This is a genomic window from Georgenia sp. 311 (assembly GCF_006151955.1).
Taxonomy (GTDB): Bacteria; Actinomycetota; Actinomycetes; order Actinomycetales; family Actinomycetaceae; genus Oceanitalea; species Oceanitalea wutianyii.
In genome coordinates, this window is sequence record NZ_VDFS01000043.1 from 1 (window position 1) to 23746 (window position 23746).

At 72.1% G+C, this 23746-nt stretch carries 22 protein-coding genes and 1 pseudogene; 14 read left to right on the forward strand and 9 right to left on the reverse strand.

The window, feature by feature from the left end:
• The 3 genes and pseudogenes from FHE66_RS08660 to FHE66_RS08670 form a co-directional block, all read right to left on the reverse strand.
• A pseudogene (locus FHE66_RS08660) lies at positions 1-657 on the reverse strand (heavy metal translocating P-type ATPase); the annotation flags it as partial.
• A gap of 123 nt (positions 658-780) precedes the next feature.
• Complete coding sequence (locus FHE66_RS08665; RefSeq protein WP_139072574.1) at positions 781-1356, reverse strand: NADPH-dependent FMN reductase; 576 nt, start codon at positions 1354-1356, stop codon at positions 781-783.
• 229 nt (positions 1357-1585) lie between these two features.
• The gene (locus FHE66_RS08670) at positions 1586-3103 is read right to left on the reverse strand and encodes a peptide MFS transporter (protein WP_176554717.1); all 1518 of its coding nucleotides are present in this window, start codon (positions 3101-3103) and stop codon (positions 1586-1588) included.
• 160 nt (positions 3104-3263) lie between these two features.
• On the opposite strand from FHE66_RS08670, the gene FHE66_RS08675 reads away from it, so the two are divergent.
• From FHE66_RS08675 to FHE66_RS08695, 5 genes are read left to right on the forward strand one after another with little or no spacing between them, the layout of a single operon-like run.
• On the forward strand, positions 3264-4247 hold the full coding sequence (locus tag FHE66_RS08675) for an ABC transporter ATP-binding protein (RefSeq protein ID WP_139072575.1): 984 nt from the start codon (positions 3264-3266) through the stop codon (positions 4245-4247).
• The gene (locus tag FHE66_RS08680) at positions 4244-5233 is read left to right on the forward strand and encodes an ABC transporter permease subunit (protein WP_139072576.1); all 990 of its coding nucleotides are present in this window, start codon (positions 4244-4246) and stop codon (positions 5231-5233) included. Before FHE66_RS08675 ends, FHE66_RS08680 begins: the two co-directional genes overlap by 4 nt.
• Positions 5234-5280: 47 nt before the next feature.
• Complete coding sequence (locus FHE66_RS08685) at positions 5281-6459, forward strand: NAD(P)(+) transhydrogenase (Re/Si-specific) subunit alpha (RefSeq protein WP_255303658.1); 1179 nt, start codon at positions 5281-5283, stop codon at positions 6457-6459.
• Positions 6452-6742 carry an NAD(P) transhydrogenase subunit alpha gene (locus FHE66_RS08690; protein WP_139072577.1) on the forward strand — a complete coding sequence of 97 codons (291 nt, stop codon included), beginning with the start codon at positions 6452-6454 and terminating at the stop codon, positions 6740-6742. Before FHE66_RS08685 ends, FHE66_RS08690 begins: the two co-directional genes overlap by 8 nt.
• Complete coding sequence (locus FHE66_RS08695; RefSeq protein WP_139072578.1) at positions 6739-8127, forward strand: NAD(P)(+) transhydrogenase (Re/Si-specific) subunit beta; 1389 nt, start codon at positions 6739-6741, stop codon at positions 8125-8127. The genes FHE66_RS08690 and FHE66_RS08695 overlap by 4 nt, the downstream gene beginning before the upstream one ends.
• 3 nt (positions 8128-8130) lie before the next feature.
• Here FHE66_RS08695 and mtnN read toward each other — a convergent pair whose 3' ends face one another.
• Positions 8131-8886 (reverse strand): 5'-methylthioadenosine/S-adenosylhomocysteine nucleosidase, encoded by a 756-nt coding sequence (gene mtnN / locus FHE66_RS08700; RefSeq protein ID WP_230976476.1) that lies wholly within the window; start codon positions 8884-8886, stop codon positions 8131-8133.
• Positions 8883-9332, reverse strand: coding sequence for an S-ribosylhomocysteine lyase (locus FHE66_RS08705; RefSeq protein ID WP_139072649.1), 450 nt, complete (start codon positions 9330-9332; stop codon positions 8883-8885). Before FHE66_RS08705 ends, mtnN begins: the two co-directional genes overlap by 4 nt.
• 461 nt (positions 9333-9793) lie before the next feature.
• Here FHE66_RS08705 and nrdH point away from each other — a divergent pair, with 461 nt between their 5' ends.
• The 8 genes from nrdH to FHE66_RS08745 all read left to right on the forward strand — a co-directional run bounded on the left by nrdH (position 9794) and on the right by FHE66_RS08745 (position 16807).
• Positions 9794-10039, forward strand: coding sequence for a glutaredoxin-like protein NrdH (gene nrdH, locus FHE66_RS08710; protein ID WP_139072579.1), 246 nt, complete (start codon positions 9794-9796; stop codon positions 10037-10039).
• A gap of 85 nt (positions 10040-10124) precedes the next feature.
• The gene (gene nrdI, locus FHE66_RS08715) at positions 10125-10541 is read left to right on the forward strand and encodes a class Ib ribonucleoside-diphosphate reductase assembly flavoprotein NrdI (protein ID WP_139072580.1); all 417 of its coding nucleotides are present in this window, start codon (positions 10125-10127) and stop codon (positions 10539-10541) included.
• Positions 10538-12670, forward strand: coding sequence for a class 1b ribonucleoside-diphosphate reductase subunit alpha (nrdE, locus tag FHE66_RS08720; RefSeq protein WP_139072581.1), 2133 nt, complete (start codon positions 10538-10540; stop codon positions 12668-12670). Before nrdI ends, nrdE begins: the two co-directional genes overlap by 4 nt.
• 46 nt (positions 12671-12716) lie before the next feature.
• Complete coding sequence (nrdF, locus tag FHE66_RS08725) at positions 12717-13688, forward strand: class 1b ribonucleoside-diphosphate reductase subunit beta (RefSeq protein WP_139072582.1); 972 nt, start codon at positions 12717-12719, stop codon at positions 13686-13688.
• Positions 13689-13723: 35 nt separating this feature from the next.
• Positions 13724-14242, forward strand: a complete 519-nt coding sequence (locus FHE66_RS08730) for a GNAT family N-acetyltransferase (protein ID WP_230976477.1) — start codon at positions 13724-13726, stop codon at positions 14240-14242.
• A gap of 75 nt (positions 14243-14317) precedes the next feature.
• Positions 14318-15160, forward strand: coding sequence for an SDR family oxidoreductase (locus FHE66_RS08735; protein ID WP_139072583.1), 843 nt, complete (start codon positions 14318-14320; stop codon positions 15158-15160).
• A gap of 96 nt (positions 15161-15256) precedes the next feature.
• Entirely contained in the window at positions 15257-15829 is a 573-nt protein-coding gene (locus FHE66_RS08740; protein WP_139072584.1) for an AAA family ATPase, read from the forward strand.
• Between the two features lie 93 nt (positions 15830-15922).
• Entirely contained in the window at positions 15923-16807 is an 885-nt protein-coding gene (locus FHE66_RS08745; protein WP_139072585.1) for a macrolide 2'-phosphotransferase, read from the forward strand.
• 10 nt (positions 16808-16817) lie between these two features.
• On the opposite strand, the gene FHE66_RS08750 is transcribed toward FHE66_RS08745, so the two are convergent.
• From FHE66_RS08750 to FHE66_RS08765, 4 genes are all read right to left on the reverse strand, one after another.
• Positions 16818-18149: an MFS transporter gene (locus tag FHE66_RS08750; RefSeq protein ID WP_139072586.1), complete on the reverse strand. Its 1332-nt coding sequence runs from the start codon at positions 18147-18149 to the stop codon at positions 16818-16820.
• A gap of 96 nt (positions 18150-18245) precedes the next feature.
• A complete protein-coding gene (locus FHE66_RS08755) occupies positions 18246-19220 on the reverse strand; it encodes an LLM class F420-dependent oxidoreductase (protein ID WP_139072587.1) in 975 nt (324 codons plus the stop codon).
• Complete coding sequence (locus FHE66_RS08760; RefSeq protein WP_139072588.1) at positions 19217-20149, reverse strand: LLM class F420-dependent oxidoreductase; 933 nt, start codon at positions 20147-20149, stop codon at positions 19217-19219. The genes FHE66_RS08755 and FHE66_RS08760 overlap by 4 nt, the downstream gene beginning before the upstream one ends.
• 267 nt (positions 20150-20416) lie before the next feature.
• Positions 20417-21793: an ABC transporter substrate-binding protein gene (locus FHE66_RS08765; RefSeq protein ID WP_139072589.1), complete on the reverse strand. Its 1377-nt coding sequence runs from the start codon at positions 21791-21793 to the stop codon at positions 20417-20419.
• Positions 21794-22128: 335 nt separating this feature from the next.
• On the opposite strand from FHE66_RS08765, the gene FHE66_RS08770 reads away from it, so the two are divergent.
• Entirely contained in the window at positions 22129-23733 is a 1605-nt protein-coding gene (locus FHE66_RS08770) for an exo-beta-N-acetylmuramidase NamZ domain-containing protein (RefSeq protein WP_139072590.1), read from the forward strand.
• Positions 23734-23746: the final 13 nt, after the last annotated feature.

The window sequence follows — 23746 nt, forward strand, 5'->3', positions numbered from 1 at the left end:
GACGTCGCCCACCGCGAGGTCCGCGGGGGCGACGACGACGGTGCCCTCGCCGTTCACCCGCTCCGCCTCGTCGGGCAGGAGCGCGGCGAGGGAGTCGAGCGCCGAGGACGTGCGGGCCAGGGACCGCATCTCGACCCAGTGCCCGAGCAGCATGATGACGACGAGGAGGGCGAGCTCCCACCAGAACTCCAGGGAGGGGTCGACCACCCCGAGCGTGGCCGCCCACGAGGAGAGGAACGCGACGGTGATCGCGAGCCCGATGAGCAGCATCATCCCCGGCTGCCGGCGGCGGACGTCGGCGACGGCACCGGTGAGGAAGGGCCGCCCGCCCCACAGGTAGACGACCGTGCCGAGCACGGGGGAGACCCACGTCAGCCCCGGCACGTCGGGCAGCCGGTAGCCCAGGACCATGGCGAAGGACCCGCTGAGCAGCGTGGTCGGGACGGCCAGGACGAGCATGATCCAGAAGAGCCGGCGGAACTGGGCGACGTGGTAGCCGTGGCCGCTGTGGCCCTCGTGCCCGCTCTGGTCCTCGTGCCCGACGCCACCCTCGTGCGCTCCGTGGTCGTGGGGCGCGGTCCCCACCGCCGCGTGCGCGGTCGGGGCGCCGAGGACCTCCCCGCGGTGGTCGTCGTGGTCGCCGTGCGTGACGCTCATGCTTCCTCCCCTGGGGGACTGGTGCCACGGAGCGGGTCTCGAGGACGGGGGAACGCCGTCCCCTGCCGGGGCATTCCCGCGCCCCGGGCACCGCGGGATGCGCTGGCGCCCGGGGCGGACGTGTCAGACGGTGACCACGGCGGGCTGCCGGACCGACTCCAGGGCCGTGGCCCAGGCGACGAGCTGGTCGAGCATCGGCTCCACGGAGGCGGTGGACGACTCCGTGGGGGTGAAGGTCGTGTAGTTCTCGAAGTCGGTGGACAGTGGCAGCGTCACCGCGTTGCGCACGTGCGCAACCCGCATCTCGGACAGGATGCCGCGCAGGTGCTCGACCGCGCGCACCCCGCCCGCCGAGCCGTAGCTGACGAAGCCGGCGGCCTTGTCGCTCAGCTCGAGGTAGAGGTAGTCGAGCGCGTTCTTCAGCGCACCGGTGATCGAGTGGTTGTACTCCGAGACGACGAAGACGTACCCGTCGTACTGGTCCATCGCGCGGGACCAGGCCTGGCCGTGGGGCGTGCTGCTGGGCGCCATCGCGGGTGGCGCCACGTCGTCCCACACCGGCAGGGTGAAGTCGGCGATGTCGACGATCTCGAAGGTGGCGTCGGTGCGCCGCTCGGCGAGCGACCTCACCCAGCGGGCGACGTCGAGGCTCTGTCGTCCGGGACGGACGCTTCCGGTGACGATGGCGATCCGCGTCATGACTGCTCCTCGGGATGGGGGCGGCGGGACGGTGCTCGTCCCTGGATGCACGGTTGAACCGTCAACCAATGGCTGCTGTTCCCCCTCTGCCCGTGGCGTCGGTCACGTCATCGGCCGTTCCTGCCACAAAGTGCGCGACACGCGGACGACACGCCGGTCCCGCCGGCCCGCCAGGGTCCTGGCGCGCTACGTGGTGGCAGGTTCGCGGCGCGCGGACGGCGACGACGCCTCAGCGCACCCCGCGCATGGCGCGCGTGATGCGCGGCGAGAGCGCGAGCAGCACGAGGCCCACCCCGATCGTCACCGCGCCGAGGGTGCCGAAGTACGGTCCCTCGTTGTCCTCGCTGTAGAAGGAGGCGAGCGAGCCGGACAGCGCCGTGCCCAGGGCCAGCGAGAGGTAGAACAGCGCGACCATCATGACCGGGTAGGCCTTCGGCGCGAGCTTCGTCGACAGCGAGAGACCCACGGGGGAGAGCATGAGCTCGCCCATCGTGGCGACCAGCATGATGAGCGCGATCCACAGCACCGGCACGGCCGTGGTCCCCACCATCGGCAGGAAGATGAGGAAGGCCGCCCCCATCGTCATGATGCCGAGGCTGAACTTCACCGGGGTCGTCGGCTGGCGGCGGCCGAGCCTGGTCCACAGCGCGGCGAACAGCGGCGCGAGCAGGATGATGAAGAACGGGTTGAAGGACTGCACCCAGGAGATCGGCATCGTCCAGTCCCCGAGGAGCGGCAGGTCGGTGAAGTCGCGCTCCACCCGGGTGTCGGAGTAGATCGTGATCACCGTGAACTGCTGCTGGAACAGCGCCCAGAACGCCGCCGAGCCGATGAACATCGGGATGAACGACACGACGCGGGAGTGCTCGTCCGCGCTGATCCGCTTGCTCGACAGGAGGAAGATGAACAGGACGATCGCGGCCACGATCGTCGCGCCGACGACGACGTCGGCGAGGTTCTCGGCGGTGAGCAGCCCGGTGACGACAGCGAGGACGACGACGACGACGGCGCCCGCGCCGATCGCGATGTAGCGCCCGTAGAGGTTCCGCGGCAGCGGGTTGGGGACCTCGTGCACCGAGTCGGGGAAGTTCCGGCGGGCGAGGAGGTACTGGGTCAGGCCGATGGCCATGCCGATCGCCGCGAGCCCGAAGCCGAGGTGGAAGCCGGCCCGCTGCTGGGCGAGGCCGGTGAGCAGCGGACCGATGAGCCCGCCGATGTTGATCCCCATGTAGAAGATCGAGAAGCCGGCGTCACGGCGTGGGTCGTCGGCGGAGTAGAGCGTCCCGACGAGGTTGGTGATCGTCGCCTTCAGCCCGCCGGACCCGACGGCGATGAGGATGAGGCCGACGGCGAGCCCGGGGACGCCGGGGATCAGCGCGAGGGCGATGTGGCCGAGCATGATGAGGACGGCGCTGCCGAGCATCGTCCGCTCCGAGCCCAGCAACCGGTCGGCCACCCACCCGCCGAGGATGGAGAAGAGGTAGACCGACCCGCCGTAGGCGCCGACGATCCCCGCAGCGGCGGCCCGGTCGATGCCGAGCCCGCCGTCGGTGACGGAGAAGTACATGTAGAGCAGGACGATGCCCTGCATGCCGTAGAAGGAGAACCGCTCCCACAGCTCGACGCTGAAGAGGTTCGCCAGACCGCGCGGCTGCCCGAGGAACGTCTTGCCGCTCGCGGGTGTGCGCCCGCCGTCGCGCGGGGCGAGGGGAGATGTGCTCGCGGTTGCCGGGTCCTCCGATGCCATGGCGACCATGGTCCGCCCGCTCGTGGCCGGTCGCACCTTCAGAGTGTCGCTCCCGGCGGTATCCCGAGGTCCGGTCCGACCCACGCAGGGGGTCCCGTACCGATAACCTCCGTCCTGCGGGCGACGTCGCCCACCTCCACCCCCTTCCCCTGGAGCCTCGATGGGTGACCTCGCGATCGACACAGCCGCGCTGCGCCGCACCTACCCGCGCCGTGGGGGTGGCCGGGTCGGCGTCGAGAGCCTCGACCTGCACGTGCCCGTGGGCGGGGTCCACGGCTTCCTCGGACCCAACGGCTCGGGCAAGACGACGACGATCCGGATGCTCCTCGGCCTCATCCGCCCCGAGAGCGGCACCATGCGGATCTTCGGCCACGAGGTCCCCCAGCGGCTCCCCGAGGTCATCGGACGGGTCGGGGCCATCGTCGAGTCGCCGAAGTTCTTCCCGACGTTCTCGGCGCGGCGCAACCTCGACCTGCTCGCCGGCGCCATCGGCGCGCCGCGCGGCAAGGTCGAGGAGGTCCTCGCCGCGACCGCGCTCAGCGACCGGGCCGGGGACCGCTACGCGACCTACTCCCTGGGCATGAAGCAGCGCCTGGCGATCGCCGCGACCCTGCTCAAGTCCCCGGACCTGCTGATCTTCGACGAGCCGACCAACGGCCTGGACCCGGGAGGGATCCGGGAGATCCGCGAGACGATGCGGCGCCTGGGGGACGAAGGCCGCACCGTCCTCGTCTCCAGCCACATCCTCGCCGAGGTCGAGCAGGTCGCCGACACGGTCTCCATCATCGGCCGCGGCCGCCTGCTCGCCGAGGGGACCGTCGCCGAGGTCATCGGCGCGGCCGACGGCGGGACGACGGTCAAGGTCGGCGTCGCCGACCCCGACACCGCCGCGCAGGTCCTCACCGCCGCCGGCCTGCGCGTCCGGCTCGAGGCCGGACGGCTGCGGGTTCGCGGGGCGGCGGACCCGGCCCGGATCACCGAGCTCCTCGCCCACGCAGGGCTGTACGTCAACGAGCTCACCCCGGAGCGGCGCGACCTCGAGCGGGTGTTCCTCGACCTCACCGCCGGCCAGGGCCTGGAGCAGGACACCCCCGGACGGCACGCCGGGCGAGATGCCGTCCTCGCGGGCGGTGAGCGGGCATGAGGCGTCTGCTCACGGTCGAGCTGCGGCGCCTGTTCGCCCGCCGGCTCGTCGTCCTCACCATGGTCGGCGCCCTCCTCGCCACCCTGCTCGTCCTCCTCGGCGCCTGGCAGTCCGCGCAGCCGATGTCGGAGCAGGAGCTCGCCGTCGCCGAGAAGGCCTACCAGGACGAGCTGGAGTACTGGGAGGAGAACGGGGAGGAGATGGTCGCCCAGTGCCTGGAGGACGAGGCGGCCGAGTCCGAGGCGACCGGTCAGCAGGTCGACTGGGGCTGTGCGGACTACGGCCCGCCGGAGCGCGAGTGGTACGTGCGCACGGCGCCGCTCCTGGAGCAGAGCCTGCCGGCCTACGTCGCGGGCTACGCCCAGGTCCTCCTCCTCGCCGCGCTGCTCGTCGGCGCCACGTCCACCGCCGCCGAGCTCACGACCGGGGCGATGGGCACCTGGCTCACCTTCGAGCCGCGCCGGCTGCGGGTCTACGGCTCGAAGGTGCTCGCCGCCGCGCTCGGCGCGGTGCCCTTCGCCGTCGCCGGGACCGCGCTCGTCGTCGCCGGGGTGTCGCTGATCGCCGTCCACTTCGAGGTCGCCTCGGGGATGGGCGGGGACGAGTGGGCCGCCGTGGCCGGCACCGCAGCCCGGGTGGTCGCGCTCGCCGTGGTCGCCGCGCTCGTCGGCGCGGCGCTGGGCTTCCTCCTGCGGCACACCGCGGCGGTGCTCGGGGTGGCCGTCGTCTACCTCATCGGCGAGGGGATGGTGCGCGGGCTGGTGCCCGGCTCCGCGCCGTGGGTGCTCGGCACCAACGTCCAGGGGTGGCTCGCGCGCGGCACGACCTACGCCGTCGAGACGTGCACGACCGACGCGACCGGGACGATGTGCGAGTACACCGAGCACGTCCTGTCCTTCGGGCAGAGCGCCGCCTACCTGGGCATCCTCGCGCTCGCCGTCACGGTCGTCGGCGCCGTCGTCTTCCGTCGCCGCGACGCCGCCTGAGCGGCGGCCAGGACCATCGTCCCCGGGCACCTCACTAGGGTGAGAGCGTGATCACCCTGGCGGTTCCACGCGAGCCCGCGACCGAGACCCGTGTGGCGCTGGTGCCGGAGGTCGTCCGGGCGCTGACCCGCGGCGGCACCCGGGTCCTCGTCGAACGCGGGGCCGGGGCGCGCGCGACGTTCTCCGACGCCCAGTACGCCGAGGCCGGCGCCGAGCTCGTCGACGCCGTCGACCTCGACGCCGTCGACGTCGTCGCCCACGTCTCCCCGCTGCCCGCCGCCGCGCTCGGCCGGCTGCGCGAGGGCGCCCTCACCATCGGGATGATCGGGCCGCCCGAGCCGGACCGGGTGGCCGCGGCGCTCGGCCGGCGGATCACCGCCCTGGGCTTCGAGCGGCTGCCGCGCACCTCCCGCGCCCAGGCGATGGACGCGCTGTCCTCCCAGGCGTTCGTCGCCGGGTACCGCTGCGTCCTGGAGGCGGCGGTGCGCCTGCCCCGCTTCTTCCCGCTCGCGATGACCGCCGCGGGCACCGTCCCGCCGGCCCGCGTGGTCGTCCTCGGCGTGGGCGTGGCCGGGCTCCAGGCCATCGCCACCGCCCGCCGGCTCGGGGCGGTCGTCCAGGCCAACGACATCCGGCCCGACTCCGCCGAGGAGGTGCGGTCCGTCGGAGCCACGTTCATCGACGTCGGCGTCGACCGGCGCGAGGCCTCCGGCGGCTACGCCCGCGACCTGCGCGAGGACGACGCCGCCCGCCAGCGGGCCGCGCTCGCCCCGCACATCGCCGCCGCCGACGTCCTCATCACGACGGCGGGCGTCCCCGGCCGTCCCGCGCCGCGCCTCGTCACGACCGACATGGTCGCGGCGATGCGGCCCGGCTCCGTCGTCGTCGACATGGCGGCGGCCACCGGTGGCAACGTCGAGGGCTCCCGGCCCGGCGAGGACGTCCTCGTCCCGTGCGCCGACGGCTTCGGCGCGGTCACCGTCGTCGGGCTCGACTCACCGGCCGGCGCCCTCGCCGCCGACGCCTCGAGCATGTACGCCCAGAACGTCAAGGCGCTGCTCGGCCTGCTCGTCCGCGACGGCGAGATCGTCGTGGACCTCGACGACGACATCCTCGACGGCGTCGTCGTCACCCACGACGGCGTCGACCGCGTGGCGCACCGCGCGCAGCCGCCCCGACCCACCGAGCTGGGCGTGCCCCAGGGAGACGAGAGCACCGATGAGTGACCCGATGACCATCCTCACGGTCCTCGTGCTCGCCGCGTTCGTCGGCGTCGAGGTCGTCTCGAAGGTCTCCTCGACGCTGCACACGCCGCTGATGTCCGGCGCCAACGCCATCCACGGGATCATCCTCGTCGGGGCGCTCGTCGTCACCGCGCACGCCGCGAACACCTTCCTCCTCGTCCTGGGTCTGCTCGCCGTGGTCCTGTCGACGGTCAACCTCGTCGGCGGGTTCGTCGTCACCGACCGGATGCTCGAGATGTTCGCCCGGAAGGGGAGCACGAAGTGACCCTGCTGCCCACCTGGCTCACCGCCCTCGGCTACCTCGCCGCCGCGGTCTGCTTCATCCTCGCGCTCAAGGGCCTGAGCTCCCCGCGCACCGCCGTCCGGGGCAACCGGCTCGGCGCCCTCGGTGCGGCGCTCGCCGTCCTCGTCGTCCTCCTGTCGGTCGACTTCCCCACGCTCAACCTCGTGCTCGCGCTCGTCGCGATCCTCCTCGGCACGGTCGTCGCCGTGCCGCTCGCGCGCCGCGTGCGGATGACCGACATGCCCCAGCTCGTCGCCGTGTTCAACGGCGCGGGTGGCGGTGCGGCGGCCGTGGTCGGGATCATCGAGCTCGCCGAGTGGGCGGGGGAGGGCACCGCGCTCGGCAACGGCGCCTCCGCCTTCGCCGTCCTCGTCGGCGCCATCGCGCTGTCCGGCTCGGTCGTCACCTTCCTCAAGCTCCAGGGGCTCATGACCTCCCGGCCGGTCGTCCTGCCGGCGGCCCCGATCGTCATGGCCGTCACGGCGCTCGCGGCCGTCGTGCTCGCGGTGCTCACCGCGACCACCGGGCACACCGCCTTCGGCGGTCCGCTGCTCGCCGTCGGGCTGGTGCTCGGGCTGCTCCTCGTGCTGCCCGTCGGTGGGGCGGACGTGCCCATCGTCATCTCGCTGCTCAACGCGTTCACCGGTCTGGCGGTCGCCGGCTCCGGCCTGGCGATGCCGAACACGCTCATGCTCGTCGCCGGCACGCTCGTCGGCGCGTCGGGCACGATCCTCACCCTCGCGATGGCGCGGGCGATGGGCCGGTCGGTCACCGGCATCCTCTTCGGTGCGCTCAAGGGCGGGTCGACGGCCGGGTCGACCGAGCAGTCCGACCGGCCGGTGCGCCGCGCGCAGCCCGACGACGTCGCCATCGCCCTCGCCTACGCCCACCGGGTCGTCGTCGTGCCGGGCTACGGGCTGGCGGTCGCGCAGGCGCAGAACGCCGTCGCCGAGCTCGTCGGGGCGCTGCGCGAGCGCGGGGTCGACGCCGTCTACGGCATCCACCCGGTCGCCGGGCGGATGCCGGGCCACATGAACGTCCTGCTCGCCGAGGCGAACGTGCCCTACGAGCAGCTCGTCGAGGCCGACGCCGTCAACGCGGCGATGCCCTCGACCGACGTCGTCCTCGTCGTCGGGGCCAACGACGTCGTCAACCCCGCCGCGCGCACCGACCCGAGCGCCCCGATCTACGGGATGCCGATCATCGACGCCGACCGCGCCGGCCAGGTCTTCTTCCTCAAGCGCTCGATGCGTCCTGGCTTCGCCGGGATCGAGAACGAGCTCCTCTTCGCCGAGCGCACCCAGCTCGTCTTCGGGGACGCGAAGGAGACGCTGACCGCGACGGTCAACGCGCTCGCCGAGGTGTGAGCCTCAGCCCTGGAGGACGGCCGCCGGGACGTCGATGAGGTCGAGGGTGACGTCGGCCGACAGGACGGCGACGTCGTCGACCGCGAGGTGGAAGTCCTCCCCGGCGGTGGGTCCGCACAGGTCCGAGACGCCGCGGACGGCGACGTAGGGGATCCCGAAGGAGTAGCAGACCTGCGCGATCGCCGCCGTCTCCATGTCCGCGGTGAGGGCCCGCGGGAAGCGCTCGCGGAAGACGTCCACGGTGCGTGCGTCGACGAAGGAGTCGCCCGAGACCATCGCGCCGACGAGCACGCCGGGGCGGTGACGGGCGCGCTCGACGAGCGCGGGCGAGGCCGGGTAGGTCGGCGGCATGCCGGGGATCTGGCCGGGCACGTAGCCGAAGGCCGAGGCGTCCGCGCCGGCGAAGGCGTACTCGTCACCGACGACGACGTCACCCACCCGCACGCCGTTGCCGAGCCCGCCGGCCGACCCCGCCGAGATGACGACGGGGGTGCGCACGGCGTGGATCGCCAGCACGGCGGCCGTCGCGGCGTTGACCCCGCCGATGCCCGAGCGGATGAGCAGGACGCTGCGCCCGCCGATCCGCGCGATGACCGAGCGGGAGGCCCCGACGTGGCGCTGGGTGGCGATGTGGTCGGCGCGCTGCTCGAACGGCGCGATCTCCTCCTCCATCGCGGCGATGACGACGGCGTCGACGGTGGTGATCGGGGCGGTCAGCGGCGACCCGGGGGCGACGCGGACACCGAAGATCTCGCTCATGCCTGCACCTGCTCCCACTCGTCACGACGGTCGAGGAACGCGCGCGCGGCGCCCTGGGCGCCGGCGAGGTCGTGGCTCGTCCCCCAGCCGCACTGGACCTCGTTGGCTGCGGGGACCTCCAGTGCCGCGAGGACGTCACGCAGGGTGGCCTCGAGGATCGGGAGGAACGCCGCGGTGTCCACGCCGAGGAGCAGCGCGTAGAACCCGGTCTGGCAGCCCATCGGCGAGACGTCGATGACGGCGTCGGTGTGGTTGCGCATGTGCTCGGCCATGAGGTGCTCGAGCGAGTGCACGACCGGCATCTCGAGGTGGGCGACGTTCGGCTGGGCGAAGCGGACGTCGAACTTGGTGAGGACGTCGCCCCCGGGCAGGGTCTTCGTGTCCGCGACCCGGACGTACGGTGCACTGACGGTTCGGTGGTCGAGGTTGAAGCTCTCGACGTTCATCTTCACAGTTCCATCATGAGTGATGGCTCCCAGGCTGTCTCCGGGGATTCCTGTGCGTTACGACACCTGGGGTGAGGCGCCGCACAGCAGGGAGATTTCCAGGCCTCCCAGGGCCGTCGTCCACCGTCTGTGGACGACACGCCGCGCACCCTGTCCACACCCCCGCCGCCGGCCGCCCACGGGGGCGATGTCAGTGCTCGGTGGGACGCTGGAACAGTGCCGTCCCGCCGCGCCACAGCGCTCTCCACAGGCTGTCCCCAGGCTGCGGACAACCGTGCACAGATAGGCCGCGAGGCTGTGGATGACACGCCGAGAACACGACACTCCGACACAACACCTAGGGGTAGTGCCCAAGCCGGACCACTAGGTGTAGTGTCGGTCTTCCAGCCGAGGTCCGAACTACATGTCTGTCGTTCAGCCGCCCGACCCGGGCGAGGCGCAACGAGGGGAGAGCCGCTCCGATGAGCATCACCGTCTTCAGCAAGCCGTCCTGCGTCCAGTGCGACGCCACGTACCGCACGCTCGCCAAGCACGGCCTGGAGTACGACGTCGTCGACATCTCCACCGACCTCGAGGCGCTCGAGACGGTCAAGGCCCTCGGCTACCAGCAGGCTCCCGTCGTCTTCGCGGACGGCGACCACTGGTCGGGCTTCCGCCCCGACAAGATCAAGGCGCTGGCGGCGCAGGCCGCCTCTGTCGCCGTCTGAGCTTCGGCCGGGTCGCCCTCGACCGGCGACCTGGCCGAGTCCACGGGCTCCCCGGAGCACGCACGAACGACACGCGAGGGGTGACATGGGAATCCTCGTCTACTTCTCCTCGGCCTCCGAGAACACGCACCGGTTCATCGAACGGCTGGGGCTCGATGCGCGGCGCATCCCGCTGCGACCCACCGAGCCCTTCCTCACCGTCGACGAGGAGTACGTCCTCGTCGTCCCCACCTACGGTGGTGGCAACGGGCGCGGAGCGGTGCCCAAGCAGGTGATCAAGTTCCTCAACGACCCGCACAACCGCTCCTTGTGCCGTGCGGTGATCGCGGCCGGCAACACGAACTTCGGCTCCGCCTACTGCATCGCCGGCGACATCATCGCCGCGAAGCTCGAGGTGCCGTTCTTGTACAGATTCGAACTACTCGGAACAGCAGAGGACGTCACCCGCGTCCGTGAGGGATTGGGACAGTTTTGGCAGCAACGGTCACTGATATCGGCATGACGCAGCGGGGCACGTCGCCAGAGCTCGACTACCACGCCCTCAACGCGATGCTCAACCTCTACGACGCGGACGGCAAGATCCAGTTCGAGGCGGACAAGCACGCCATCGACGCCTACTTCCGCCAGCACGTGGTGCCCAACACCGTGACGTTCCCCAGCGTCGCGGAGCGGCTGCGCTACCTCGTGGACGAGGGCTACTACGAGAAGGCCGTCCTCGACGCCTACACCCCCGAGTTCCTCGAGCGGATCTGGCAGGTCGTCGACTCCCTCGGCTTCCGCTTCGACTCCTTCCTCGGCGCCTTCAAGTACTACACGTCCTACACGCTGAAGACGTTCGACGGCACGAAGTACCTCGAGCGCTTCGAGGACCGCGTCGTCATGGTCGCCCTCACCCTCGCGGCCGGCGACGAGGACTTCGCCGTCGCCATGGTCGAGGAGATCGCGACCGGCCGCTTCCAGCCGGCCACCCCGACCTTCCTCAACGCGGGCAAGGCCTCCCGTGGCGAGCTCGTCTCCTGCTTCCTCCTGCGCGTGGAGGACAACATGGAGTCCATCGCCCGCGGCATCAACTCCGCCCTGCAGCTGTCCAAGCGCGGCGGCGGCGTCGCGCTCTCGCTCACCAACCTGCGTGAGGCCGGTGCGCCGATCAAGCGCATCCAGAACCAGTCCTCCGGCGTCATCCCCGTGATGAAGCTCCTCGAGGACTCCTTCTCCTACGCCAACCAGCTCGGGGCCCGACAGGGTGCGGGGGCGGTCTACCTCAACGCCCACCACCCCGACATCATGCGGTTCCTCGACACCAAGCGGGAGAACGCGGACGAGAAGATCCGCATCAAGACCCTCTCCCTCGGCGTCGTCGTCCCCGACATCACCTTCGAGCTCGCCAAGCGCAACGAGGACATGTACCTGTTCTCCCCCTACGACGTCGAGCGCGTCTACGGGGTGCCCTTCTCCGAGATCAGCGTGACGGAGAAGTACGACGAGATGGTCGCCGACGACCGCATCAAGAAGACGTCGATCAAGGCGCGCGACTTCTTCCAGACGATCGCCGAGATCCAGTTCGAGTCCGGCTACCCGTACGTCATGTTCGAGGACACGGTGAACGCCGCGAACCCGATCGACGGCCGGATCAGCATGTCCAACCTGTGCTCGGAGATCCTCCAGGTCTCCACGCCGTCGACGTTCAACGACGACCTCTCCTACGAGGAGGTCGGCAAGGACATCTCCTGCAACCTCGGCTCGCTGAACATCGCCCGGGCGATGGACTCCCCGGACCTCGGCCGCACGGTCGGCACCGCCGTCCGCGCGCTGACCGCGGTCTCCGACCAGACCCACATCCGGTCGGTCCCCTCGGTGGAGAAGGGCAACAACGAGTCCCACGCCATCGGTCTGGGCCAGATGAACCTCCACGGCTTCCTCGCCCGCGAGCGGATCTACTACGGGTCCGAGGAGGGCGTGGACTTCACCAACATCTACTTCTACACGGTGGCGTTCCACGCGATCACCGAGTCGAACAAGATCGCCATCGAGCGCGGCCGCAGCTTCGCCGGCTTCGAGCGCTCGACGTACGCCACGGGGGAGTTCTTCACCAAGTACGTCGAGCAGGAGTGGAAGCCCCGCACGGAGCGCGTGCGTGAGCTCTTCGAGAGCTCCGGCACCCGCATCCCCACCCAGGACGACTGGCGCGCGCTGGCCGCCTCCGTCATGGAGCACGGCCTGTACAACCAGAACCTCCAGGCCGTGCCGCCCACCGGCTCGATCTCCTACATCAACCACTCGACGTCCTCGATCCACCCGATCGTGTCGAAGATCGAGATCCGCAAGGAGGGCAAGCTCGGGCGCGTCTACTACCCGGCGCCCTACATGTCGAACGACAACCTCGAGTACTACGAGGACGCGTACGAGATCGGCTACGAGAAGATCATCGACACCTACGCGGCGGCCACCCAGCACGTGGACCAGGGCCTGTCGCTCACGCTGTTCTTCAAGGACACCGTGACCACCCGCGACCTCAACAAGGCGCAGATCTACGCGTGGCGCAAGGGCATCAAGACGCTCTACTACATCCGCCTGCGCCAGATGGCGCTCACCGGCACCGAGGTCGAGGGCTGCGTCAGCTGCACGCTCTGAGCGTCCGCTGACCCCCGTCGCACCAGAAGAGAGAACGAGAAACACCGTGGAGAAGCTCAAGCTCGTCGACCGGGTCCAGGCGATCAACTGGAACCGGGTCGAGGACGAGAAGGACGTCGAGGTCTGGGACCGCCTCACCGGCAACTTCTGGCTGCCGGAGAAGGTGCCGCTGTCCAACGACATCCAGTCGTGGAACACGCTCAGCCCCGCCGAGCAGACCATGACGACCCGGGTGTTCACCGGCCTCACCCTGCTCGACACGATCCAGGGCACCGTCGGGGCCGTGAGCCTCATCCCCGACGCCGTGACGCCCCACGAGGAGGCGGTGTACACGAACATCGCCTTCATGGAGTCGGTCCACGCGAAGAGCTACTCCTCGATCTTCTCCACCCTCATCTCCACCCGGGAGATCGACGCCGCGTTCGCGTGGTCGGAGGAGAACGAGAACCTCCAGCGCAAGGCCGCGATCGTCATGGAGTACTACCGCGGTGATGACCCGGAGAAGCGCAAGGTCGCCTCGACGATGCTCGAGTCGTTCCTCTTCTACTCCGGCTTCTACGCCCCGATGTACTGGTCCTCGCGGGCCAAGCTCACCAACACCGCGGACCTCATCCGCCTCATCATCCGCGACGAGGCCGTCCACGGGTACTACATCGGCTACAAGTTCCAGCGGGCCGTGGAGAAGGCGTCCCCGCAGCGGCGCCAGGAGCTCAAGGACTACACCTTCGACCTGCTCCTGGAGCTCTACGAGAACGAGGAGCAGTACACCGAGGACCTCTACGGTCCCCTCGGGCTCACCCAGGACGTCAACGCCTTCCTGCGCTACAACGCCAACAAGGCGCTGATGAACCTCGGTTACGAGGGGCTGTTCCCCAAGGACCAGACCGACGTCAACCCGGCGATCCTGTCCGCGCTGAGCCCCAACGCCGACGAGAACCACGACTTCTTCTCCGGCTCCGGCTCGAGCTACGTCATCGGCAAGGCCGTGGACACCGAGGACGAGGACTGGGACTTCTGAGCGACCCGACCGACGGCCCGGTGCCGGAGCCGACCATGCACACCGCCCCGCTGCGGGTGGTGTCCATGGACGCCCGGCACTGGCCGGCGGTCGAGGCGATCTACGCCGAGGGCATCGCCGGCGGCCAGGCCACCTTCGAGGCGGCCACCCCGAGCTGGGAGGCCTTCGACCAGGGCCGGCTGCGCGCCCACCGGTTCGTGTGCCTCGACGACGACGCCGTCCTCGGGTGGGCCACGGTGAGCGCGGTCTCCACACGTGCCGCCTACGCGGGCGTGGTGGAGGACTCGGTGTACGTCGCCGGCGCCGCGCGCGGGCGGGGCGTGGGCCGCCTCCTCCTCGACGCCCTCGTCCGCTCGACGGAGGAGGCGGGGATCTGGACGCTCCAGTCCTCCGTGTTCCCGGAGAACCTGCCGAGCCTCGCGCTGCACCTGGGCGCCGGCTTCCGTGAGGTCGGCATCCGCCGGCGGATCGCCCGGATGGAGCGCGGGCCGTTCGCCGGGAGCTGGCGCGACATCGTGCTGCTCGAGCGGCGCAGCCCTGTCGTCGGCGCCTGACTCCGAACGGGACCTTGGGCCCACCTCCCGGGGTGCGGCAGGAGAAGAGTTGGGTCACCAACGAAGGAGGGTCCCATGTCCCGTATTTACGTCATCACCGGAGCAGGATCGGGGATCGGCGCCGCCGCGGCACGGCTGCTGCGTGAGGCAGGCGCGACCGTCGTCGGCGTGGACCTCCGGGGGACCGAGGTCACGGCCGACCTGTCGACCCCCGAGGGCCGTCGCCAGGGCGTGGCCGACGCCGTCGAGGCGGCCGGCGGGACGGTCGACGCCGTCATCGCCTCGGCCGGTGTCTCGGCCGTCAGCCCGCTCACCGTCTCGGTGAACTACTACGGCGTCACCGAGTTCCTCGAGGGGATCCGCCCGACGCTGGCCCGGTCCGCCGCGCCGCGCGTCGCCGTCGTCAGCTCGATGTCCTCGCTGCAGCCCAACTACCCGCCGCTCGTCCAGGCGATGCTCGAGGGTGACGAGGCGACTGCCCGGGCGATGGCCGAGCAGCTCGCTGCCGACCCGCGGGCCGGCGGCCTCATCTACGCGTCGTCCAAGCGGGCGATCTCCCGCTGGGTCCGCGCCCAGTCCGTGACTGCGGAGTGGGCGGGCGCGGGCATCGCGCTCAACGCCGTGGCGCCGGGCATCGTCAAGACCCCGATGACCGAGGAGCTGCGCGCGACCCCGGAGTCCGTCGCCTTCCTCGACGCCGTCGTCCCGATGCCGCTGAACTACCACCAGCCGCCGGAGTCCATCGCCAACCTGTGCATCTGGCTCACCTCGGTGGAGAACTCCCACTGCGCGGGCCAGACGATCTACTGCGACGGCGGTTCCGACGTCGTCATGCGCGGTGAGGACGCCTGGAGCTGGGCCGACGAGCGGGTCGGGAAGTACTTCGCCGAGCTCATGGCGGGGGACACGGCCCACTGACCGGCCGGTCCGGCGCGGCTGCCTCCACCGCGCCGGACCCGCCCGGGGGCGACGCGGGCTGCGTCGTGGCCGGGTGCCGGCGCGTAGCATGCCGCCGTGCTCCCCTTCGACGCACGGCTGCCCGGGCGGCCGCAGCGGGTGCTCGTCGCGGGCGTCTCCGGCTCGGGCAAGACGACCGTCGCCCGCGACGTGGCCGCGGTGCTCGACGCGCCCCACACCGAGCTGGACTCCCTGTTCCACGGTCCCGGCTGGGTGCCGCGGGCGGAGTTCTGCGACGAGGTCCGCGCGCTGGCGGCGCGCGAGACGTGGACCACCGAGTGGCAGTACGCGGCCGCCCGCCCGCTGCTCCTCGAGCGTGCCGACCTCCTCGTCTGGCTCGACCTGCCGTTCGCCACGGTGACGCTGCCGCGGCTCGTGCGCCGCACGGTGCGCCGGCGGGTGAGGCGCGAGGTGCTGTGGAACGGGAACGTCGAGCCGCCGCTGCACACCGTTCTCACCGACCGGGAGCACGTCGTGCGATGGGCAGTCACGCACAGGGCAGGGAACCGGGCACGGGTCACGGCGGCCGCCCAGCAGCTCCCGCACCTGCCCGTCGTCCGCCTCAGGTCGCCCCGCGAGGTCACCGCGTGGCTCAGCGGCCCTCTCGCGGAGTCCGCCGGCGCGGGGTGAGCGCCGCGCTCCGGGCACGGACGCGCCGGTGAGAGGAAGTGGCACGACCGGCAACGGGTGCGGTACGACCTGCCCCCTGGGAGAGTCTTCTCCATGACGGGTGACGCCGACCTACTCGCCCGGGCCGCGGCCCACGGCCTGCAGCTGCGGCCGCGCACCCTGCGGCACAACGACGCCGGCCTCGACTTCCACGTGGCCTACGCCCACGACGTCCACGGGCGGGAGTGGGTGCTGCGGGTTCCGCGTCGCCCGGACGTCCAGGCGGCCGTCGAGCAGGAGCAGGCGATCCTCGCCTTCGCCTCGCGCCACCTGCCCGTGGCCGTGCCCGACTGGCACGTCGTGGCCCCCGACCTCGTCGCCTACCCGCTGCTGCCCGGCCGGCCCGGCCTGACGATCCAGGGTGAGGACGTCGTGTGGCACCTCGACCCGGGATCCGAGCAGTACGCCGCCGAGCTCGGCCGCCTGCTCGCCGCGCTGCACGCCGCCCCGGTGGACGAGGCGGAGGGGGTGGGCGTGGAGGTCCGCAGCCCGGCGGAGGTCCGCGAACGCTGGGCCGAGGACATCGACAGGGTCGCGGCTGAGTTCGAGGTCCACCTCGAGCTGCGTCGTCGGCTGGATGCCTGGCTCGAGGACGACGGGCTGTGGCCCGAGGAGACCGTCTTCACCCATGGCGAGCTCTACCCGGCACACGTTCTCATCGAGGACGACGACGCCGTCTCGGGCGTCCTGGACTGGACGACGGCCCGGGTGGACGACCCGGCGCGGGACTTCATGTACCAGCACGCCTTCGCGCCGCCCGAGGCGTTCGCCGCGACCGTCGCCGCCTACGCGGAGGCGGGCGGCCGGGACTGGCCGCGGCTGGAGGAGCGGTGCGCTGCGCTCATGGCGGCCGGTCCGGTGGGCTACGGCCTGTTCGCGTTGACGACGGGCCGTGAGGAGCACCGGGCCGCCGCGCAGGCGCAGCTGGCGGGAGAGTAGCGGGCGACCCCTACTCCTCCTCGAGGGCGGCGCCCTTGAGCTCGGGCAGGAAGAGGGCACCGACCATGGCGATGACGAACGCGATCCCGAAGGCGAGGAAGGCGACCGAGCTGCCGCCGCGGCCGACGAGCCACGGCACGGCGAGCGGCGCGATGATCGAGGCGAGCCGGCCGAAGGCGGCGGCGGAGCCGGAGCCGGTTCCCCGCAGCGCCGTCGGGTAGACCTCCGGGCTCACCGCGTACAGCGCCCCCCACGCCCCGAGGTTGAACGCGGACAGTGCCATGCCGGCGGCGATGATCGCCGGGACGGTGGTCGCCTGGCCGAAGAGCAGCGCCGCCACCGCCGAGCCGGCGAGGAAGGCGGCGAGGGTCGCCCGGCGGCCCCACTTCTCGATGAGGAACGCCGCGAGGGCGTAGCCGGGGAGCTGGGCGAGGGTGATGATCAGCGTGTACTCGAAGGACTTGACCAGGGAGAAGCCCTGGGCGACGAGCAGGGACGGCAGCCAGATGAACGCGCCGTAGTAGGCGAAGTTCACCCCGAACCACACGACCCACAGGGCCGCGGTGCGCCGGCGGAAGCGCGGTGCCCACAGCGTGCGCCAGCGCGGCGGGGCGGACTCCTCGACGACGCCGGGGGAGGGCACGGGCTCGATCCCGGCGGCCTCCTCGTAGGTCCGGACCGCGGCCTCGGCCTCCTCGACACGGCCCTTGCGCTCGAGGAAGCGCACGGACTCCGGCAGGTGCAGCCGCACGTAGAGCGCGTAGAACGCCGGAACCATGCCGATGACGAACGCCCAGCGCCACCCGTTCTCGCCGGGCACGACGAAGTAGCCGATGAGGGCCGCGGCGATCCACCCGACCGCCCAGAAGGCCTCGAGGATGACGACGACGCGGCCGCGGATGCTCTTCGGGGCGTACTCGCTGACGAGCGTCGAGGCGACGGGCAGCTCGGCGCCCAGCCCCAGGCCGACGACGAAGCGCAGGACGATGAGCGCGACCAGGCCGGTGGCGAGGGCCGACGCGCCGGTGGCCAGGCCGTAGACGAGGAGGGTGAGGGCGAAGACCTGCCGGCGGCCGATGCGGTCGGCGAGCAGCCCGCCGACGCTCGCACCGATGGCCATGCCGACGAAGCCCGCCGAGACGATCCACGACCGTTGACCGTCGCTGAGGCCCCACTCCACGCCCAGCGCCGCGATGACGAAGGAGATGAGACCGACGTCCATGGCGTCCAGCGCCCAGCCGATGCCGGAGCCGCCGAGGAGCCGGCGGTGCGGGCGGGTGAAGGGAAGCCGGTCCAGGCGCTGGGCCCGGGTGAGCGAGGCGGTCTGGGTGTGCTCGGCCATCGAGGTGCTCTCTTTCGCCGTGGGAGGCGGACCGCGTCACCCTACACCCTTACGCTCGCGCTGAGCATAAGCGGTCCGTGACGCGACGACGCAGACTCAGGGCCGCAGCGCCTCCAGGGCCGCGGGGACGGCCGCGGGCGGCAGCTGGAGGAGGACACCGGTGGCCACCGTCCCCTCCCAGGCGCGCAGCTGGGCGCGGACCTGGTCGGGCCGCCCCGCCAGGGCGACGTCGAGGACGAGCTCGGTCGGCACCGCGCGTGCCGCTCCCTCCCGGTCCCCGGCGGCCCACAGCCGGGCGATCTGCGCGCACGCGGCGTCGTGACCGAGCCGCTCGACCGCCTCGCGGTGGAAGTTCGAGCGCTCCGAGCCCATCCCGCCGACGTACAGCGCGAGGTGCGGGCGCAGCAGGTCCGCCGCCGCCTCGACGTCGGCGCCCACCGCCAGCGGCAGGCTGACGTTGACCTCGAACCGGTCGGCCGGCGCGAGCCGGGGGTCGCGTCGGGCGAAGCCCGCGGCGAGCTGCTCACGCGCCCAGCCGTCGAGCCGGGGGGAGAGGAACGCGGGCAGCCAGCCGTCGGCGATCTCCGCGGCCAGCGCGACGTTCCTCGGCCCTTGGGCCGCGAGGTGGATGGGCAGGTCCGCGCGCAGCGGGTGGACCGTGGGGCGCAGCGCCTCGCCCTCCCCGGTCGTCCCCTCCCCGGTGAGCGGGAGGCGCACCTGACGGCCCTCGAGGTGCACGGGCGCCTCGCGCCGGAGCACCTGGCGCACGACGTCGACGTACTCGCGGGTGCGCTCCAGCGGCCGCGGGTAGGGCCGGCCGTACCAGCCCTCGACGACCTGCGGGCCGGAGGCGCCGAGCCCGAGCACGAAGCGCCCGCCGGAGAGGTGGTCGAGGGTGAGGGCGGCCATCGCCGTCGCCGTGGGCGTGCGTGCCGAGATCTGGGCGATGCCGGTGCCGAGGCGTACCCGGGAGGTCCGGGCGCCCCACCACGCGAGCGGCGTGAGCGCGTCGGACCCGTAGGCCTCGGCGGTCCACACCGAGTCCACGCCCGCCGCGTCGTCGTCCGTCATGCCGAGGCGGGGAGGTGGGCCATGACCTCGCTCGCGACGAGGTCGAGGTGCTCGAGGTCGCCGAGGTCCAGGCACTGGAGGTAGACGCGGGTGATGCCCTGCTCGCGGAGCGCGGCGAGACCGTCGAGGACCTCCTGGGGCGTGCCGGCCAGGCCGTTGCGGCGCAGCTCCTCGGGGTCGCGGCCGATGACGGCGGCCCGGCGGGCGACCTCGGCGTCGTCACGGCCCACGCACGCGACGAACGCGGCGGAGTAGACGAGCTCGTCGGGGTCGCGGCCGACCTCCTCGCAGGCGGCGCGGACCCGGTCGCGCTGGGCGGCGACGGCGGCCTTCTCCGGGAAGGACTGGTTGTACTCGGCCGCGAACCGGGCGGCCAGGCGCGGCGTCCGGCGGGGTCCGTTGCCGCCGACGACGACGGGCAGCGGGCTCTGCACCGGCTTGGGCAGGGCGGGGGAGTCGGTGAGCTGGTAGTGCTCACCGGAGTGGCTGAAGGTCTCCCCGACCGGGGTGGCCCACAGCCCGGTGACGATCTCGAGCTGCTCGGTGAGCAGGCCGAAGCGCTTGTCGGGGAAGGGGATGCCGTAGGCGGCGTGCTCCTCGGCGAACCACCCGGCGCCCAGGCCGAGCTCGACCCGCCCGCCGGACATCTCGTCGACCTGGGCCACCTGGATGGCGAGCACGCCAGGCAGGCGGAAGGTCGCGGAGGAGACGAGGGTGCCGAGGCGGATCGTCGAGGTCTCGCGGGCGAGGCCGGCGAGCGTGGTCCACGCGTCGGTGGGGCCGGGCAGCGGGTCACCGGCGCCCATGCGCAGGTAGTGGTCGGAGCGGAAGAAGCCGGAGAAGCCGAGCTGCTCGGCGCGCTGCGCGAGGGCGAGCTGGTCACCGTAGGTGGCCCCCTGCTGGGGCTCGACGAAGATGCGAAGGTCCATGCCCCTAGCCTGCCAGGGCGTGGGAGCACCCGCGGGCTCCTGGTCTTGGCCAGGGTGCCGTGGTGGACGATGCCACGGCTCCCGCGGGTGCCGGTGACTGCCGGGATCTCGCCGCCGTTCGGCGGTGGGACCGACAGGTCCGTCCGTCGGACGGCTAGCGGACAGCCACCTCACGTGTCCATGCGTTGCTCATCTTCTGGACCACCTCCTTCCACGTGTACCGACGACGGTACGCCCGGGCGGCGGGGGTGTCACCGGGTTTTCTCCTCAGGGGCTGAGGATCGCCAGGGCGGTGGTCTGGGCGGCCGTGAGGGCCTCCTGCGTGGGGATCTCGCCGCGGAACAGGCGGGCGAGGAGTGGACGGACGGCCTCGAGGGCGTCGGCCACCCGTGGGCCGGTGGGCGCGCTGACGGCGGGGACGTCGAGCGCGGCGGAGACGTCCACGCCCCGCAGCGCCCAAGCCTCCCGGTACAGGTCCTGCGCCCCTGCGGCGGCCGGGATGCCCACGCCGTGGCCGGCGAGGGCGGACTGCCCGTTGCTCGAGGCGAGCCACTGCAGCACCTGGGCGGTGGCCTCCGGCTGCTCGCTCGCCGCGTTGGCCGCGGCCCCGACGCCGTCGACGACGGTGGCCGCGCCCTCGGGTCCGGCAGGGACCGGGGCGAGGCCCCACTCGGCCTGGGCGTGGCTCTGCAGGTGGGGCAGGTCTGCGGAGGTCGACTGGTACAGCGCGAGTCGCCCGCCGGTGAAGAGCTGGCGGGCGGTGACGTCCGCCGCCCGGGCGCCCTCGTCGGGCAGTGCGGCGAGGTAGGAGAACGTCGCCCGGCCCGCGGGGCCGTCGAGCACGAGGTCCTGCGGCCCCTCCGAACGGGCCCCGAGCTGGGCGAGGAACGGCAGCCAGACGGCCGGGGAGGTGAGGTCGGTGTTGTAGCCGTACTCGGCGACGGCGGCGGGGTCGAAGCCCTCCTCCGTCGCGCTCCGGCCGGAGGAGTCGCGGGTCAGTGCGCGCACCGCCGCGCGCAGCGTGTCGTCCGTGGGGGCGGTCTCCTGCGCCGTCTCCGGCGCGGGCTCGGAGCTGGACGCGGGGGCGGAGGTCGCGACGAGGACGTCCTCCTCGACGGCGGCCGGGTCCCAGGTGAGCGCCGCCGGGTCCACGCCCGACCGCTCGACGAGCTCGGTGTTGTAGAACAGGACGGTCGCGTCCCACAGCTGGGGCACCGCCCACAGCTCCCCGTCCGCCGCGTAGGGCTCGGCCAGCTCCGGGGCCCACGTCTCCTGGTCCTCGCCGATCACCTCGCCGAGGGGCAGGAGGTGACCGGAGCCGGCCTCGGCGGCGACGTCCTCGCTCGTCGTCCAGAAGATGTCGGCCATCGTGCCCGCCGCGAGGTCGGAGGCGGCGGCCTCGGCGTAGGCGTCGTGGGGGACGACCTCGACGTCGACGTGGACGCCGGGGTGGATGGCGTTGAACGCGTCGAAGGACTCGCGGTAGGCGTCCGCGGCGGCCTCGTCCCACAGCCGGAACGTCACGGTCGACAGGCCCGCGGAGGCGAGGTGGGCGGAGTCCTCCCCCGGCGGCTCGCCGCATCCCGCCATGGCGAACGCCAGCGCGGCGGCCGCGACGGCGCAGGCGTGCGCCCGGCGGGACATGCATCCTCCTGGGATCGGATCCGGTAAAGCGTACCGGCTGATCCTGACTCTCCGCTGACCTTTTCGCGGGACGGACCAGGGGAAGTCCTCGCCGGCCCATGAAGGGTGTGTGTAAAGGAGTTCTGTACAGCTGGCGCTACGGGGTAAGGATTGACACCACCTGCGCGGCAGCCCTAGCGTGACCCACGCCACGCCGGAGTGATGGAGGGGATCATCCGTATGCGCACACGCCGCCGACTGGCCACGACAGCCGCCGCCGGGCTCCTGCTCGCGGGACTCACGCCCGCCGCCGCCTCGGCGCCTGTCCTACCCACCCCAACGAAGGAGTGAAGGTCATGACCCTACGAAAGCCCTCCCGGGCCGGCGTCGCCCTCGCGATCGCCCTGTCCGGGGCGCTGACGCTCGGCGTCGGCAGCACCACCGGAGCCGACCGCGGACCGGGCGGACCCGGCCACGGTGACTCCCCGGAACCCGACGGACCGACCGTCGAGCTCGGCGTCGAGGTCCTCCTCGAGGACCAGCTCGACCTGCTCGAGGGCAAGCGCGTCGGTCTCATCACCAACCCCACCGGCGTGGACAGCGAGCTCACCCACACGATGGACCTCCTCGTCGAGCACCAGGAGGAGGGCGGCTACGAGCTCACCGCCCTCTACGCGCCGGAGCACGGCATCCTCGGCGGCGCACCCGCCGGCGCCCAGGTCCCCAACTACGAGGACCCGCGCACCGGCCTCACCGTGTGGTCCCTCTACGGCGCCACCCAGCGGCCCACCGCCGAGATGCTCGCGGACGTCGACGTCCTGCTCTTCGACATCCAGGACATCGGCGCCCGCTTCTACACCTACATCTGGACGATGTACTACGCGATGGACGCCGCGGCGGAGTTCGGCAAGGACTTCGTCGTCCTCGACCGGCCGAACCCCCTCGGCGACCGGATGGACGGGCCGGTCCTCGACCCGTCGGTCTCCTCCTTCGTCGGGCTGCGCGAGATCCCCATGCAGCACGGCCTCACCGTCGGTGAGCTCGCCGCCCTGTTCAACGGCGAGTTCCTCGAGGAGCCGGTGGAGAACTTCCACGTCGTGCAGATGGAGGGCTACGACCCCGACGACTTCGTCGACGGCTACGGCCTGGAGTGGGTGCTGCCCTCCCCGAACATCCCCACGCTCGAGACGGCGTGGGCCTACGCCGGCACCGGCCTCATCGAGTCGCTCGACGCCTCGGAGGGTCGCGGCACGACCAAGCCGTTCCTGTGGATCGGGCACGGGGACCTGGACGAGGTCGAGGCGTACGCGCTCGCCGAGGACCTCAACTCCCGCGGCCTCGAGGGCGTCCACTTCCGGCCGATGTTCGCCAACCCGGCCGCCGGGCAGAAACAGGGCGGGCGTCTCTCCGGCGGCGTCGAGGTCCACATCACGGACCCGGCCTCCTACGTCCCGGTGCGCACCGGCCTGCACGTCCTCCAGGCGTTCTACGACACCCCCGAGGTCGACTGGCGCGAGGGGACGATCTACCCCAACCAGCGCTGCGAGACCGAGGCCGACACGTGCTGGATCGACCGGCTCACCGGTGACAAGGACGTGCGTCTCCAGCTCGAGGCGGGCGTCGACCCCGACGAGATCATCGCCGGCTGGGCCGAGGAGCTCGCGGCCTTCGACGCGCTCGCCGACGACTACCGCCTCTACGAGGTGTCCGTCGACGGCATCCGCTCCGCGCTCGACCGGCACGTCGCCGCCGGCGCGGTGGCCGGGCCGGTCGTCGGCCAGCTCACCCAGGCCCTGGACCAGGCCGAGCGGCACCTCGCGTCCGGCAAGACCCGGCAGGCCGAGCAGGCCCTCGACCGGTTCGTCCGCCACCTCCAGAGCCCGAGCCGCCGCGACACGGTGACCGAGGAGGCAGGCGCCGACCTGCTTCAGCGGGTCGACCGCCTGCGCGACCGCCTGTGAGCAGAGGCGGGGG

What these genes read in the sequence shown, in the direction of transcription:
- FHE66_RS08765 (WP_139072589.1), bottom strand. Translation starts at nt 21,793, where the DNA reads ATGTCCCGCCGGGCGCACGCCTGCGCCGTCGCGGCCGCCGCGCTGGCG.
- nrdI (WP_139072580.1), top strand. Translation starts at nt 10,125, where the DNA reads ATGGGAATCCTCGTCTACTTCTCCTCGGCCTCCGAGAACACGCACCGG.
- FHE66_RS08755 (WP_139072587.1), bottom strand. Translation starts at nt 19,220, where the DNA reads ATGACGGACGACGACGCGGCGGGCGTGGACTCGGTGTGGACCGCCGAG.
- FHE66_RS08665 (WP_139072574.1), bottom strand. Translation starts at nt 1,356, where the DNA reads ATGACGCGGATCGCCATCGTCACCGGAAGCGTCCGTCCCGGACGACAG.
- FHE66_RS08770 (WP_139072590.1), top strand. Translation starts at nt 22,129, where the DNA reads ATGACCCTACGAAAGCCCTCCCGGGCCGGCGTCGCCCTCGCGATCGCC.
- FHE66_RS08730 (WP_230976477.1), top strand. Translation starts at nt 13,724, where the DNA reads ATGCACACCGCCCCGCTGCGGGTGGTGTCCATGGACGCCCGGCACTGG.
- FHE66_RS08705 (WP_139072649.1), bottom strand. Translation starts at nt 9,332, where the DNA reads ATGAACGTCGAGAGCTTCAACCTCGACCACCGAACCGTCAGTGCACCG.
- FHE66_RS08745 (WP_139072585.1), top strand. Translation starts at nt 15,923, where the DNA reads ATGACGGGTGACGCCGACCTACTCGCCCGGGCCGCGGCCCACGGCCTG.
- FHE66_RS08670 (WP_176554717.1), bottom strand. Translation starts at nt 3,103, where the DNA reads ATGGCATCGGAGGACCCGGCAACCGCGAGCACATCTCCCCTCGCCCCG.
- FHE66_RS08675 (WP_139072575.1), top strand. Translation starts at nt 3,264, where the DNA reads ATGGGTGACCTCGCGATCGACACAGCCGCGCTGCGCCGCACCTACCCG.
- FHE66_RS08680 (WP_139072576.1), top strand. Translation starts at nt 4,244, where the DNA reads ATGAGGCGTCTGCTCACGGTCGAGCTGCGGCGCCTGTTCGCCCGCCGG.
- FHE66_RS08750 (WP_139072586.1), bottom strand. Translation starts at nt 18,149, where the DNA reads ATGGCCGAGCACACCCAGACCGCCTCGCTCACCCGGGCCCAGCGCCTG.
- nrdH (WP_139072579.1), top strand. Translation starts at nt 9,794, where the DNA reads ATGAGCATCACCGTCTTCAGCAAGCCGTCCTGCGTCCAGTGCGACGCC.
- nrdE (WP_139072581.1), top strand. Translation starts at nt 10,538, where the DNA reads ATGACGCAGCGGGGCACGTCGCCAGAGCTCGACTACCACGCCCTCAAC.
- FHE66_RS08690 (WP_139072577.1), top strand. Translation starts at nt 6,452, where the DNA reads ATGAGTGACCCGATGACCATCCTCACGGTCCTCGTGCTCGCCGCGTTC.
- mtnN (WP_230976476.1), bottom strand. Translation starts at nt 8,886, where the DNA reads ATGAGCGAGATCTTCGGTGTCCGCGTCGCCCCCGGGTCGCCGCTGACC.
- FHE66_RS08760 (WP_139072588.1), bottom strand. Translation starts at nt 20,149, where the DNA reads ATGGACCTTCGCATCTTCGTCGAGCCCCAGCAGGGGGCCACCTACGGT.
- FHE66_RS08735 (WP_139072583.1), top strand. Translation starts at nt 14,318, where the DNA reads ATGTCCCGTATTTACGTCATCACCGGAGCAGGATCGGGGATCGGCGCC.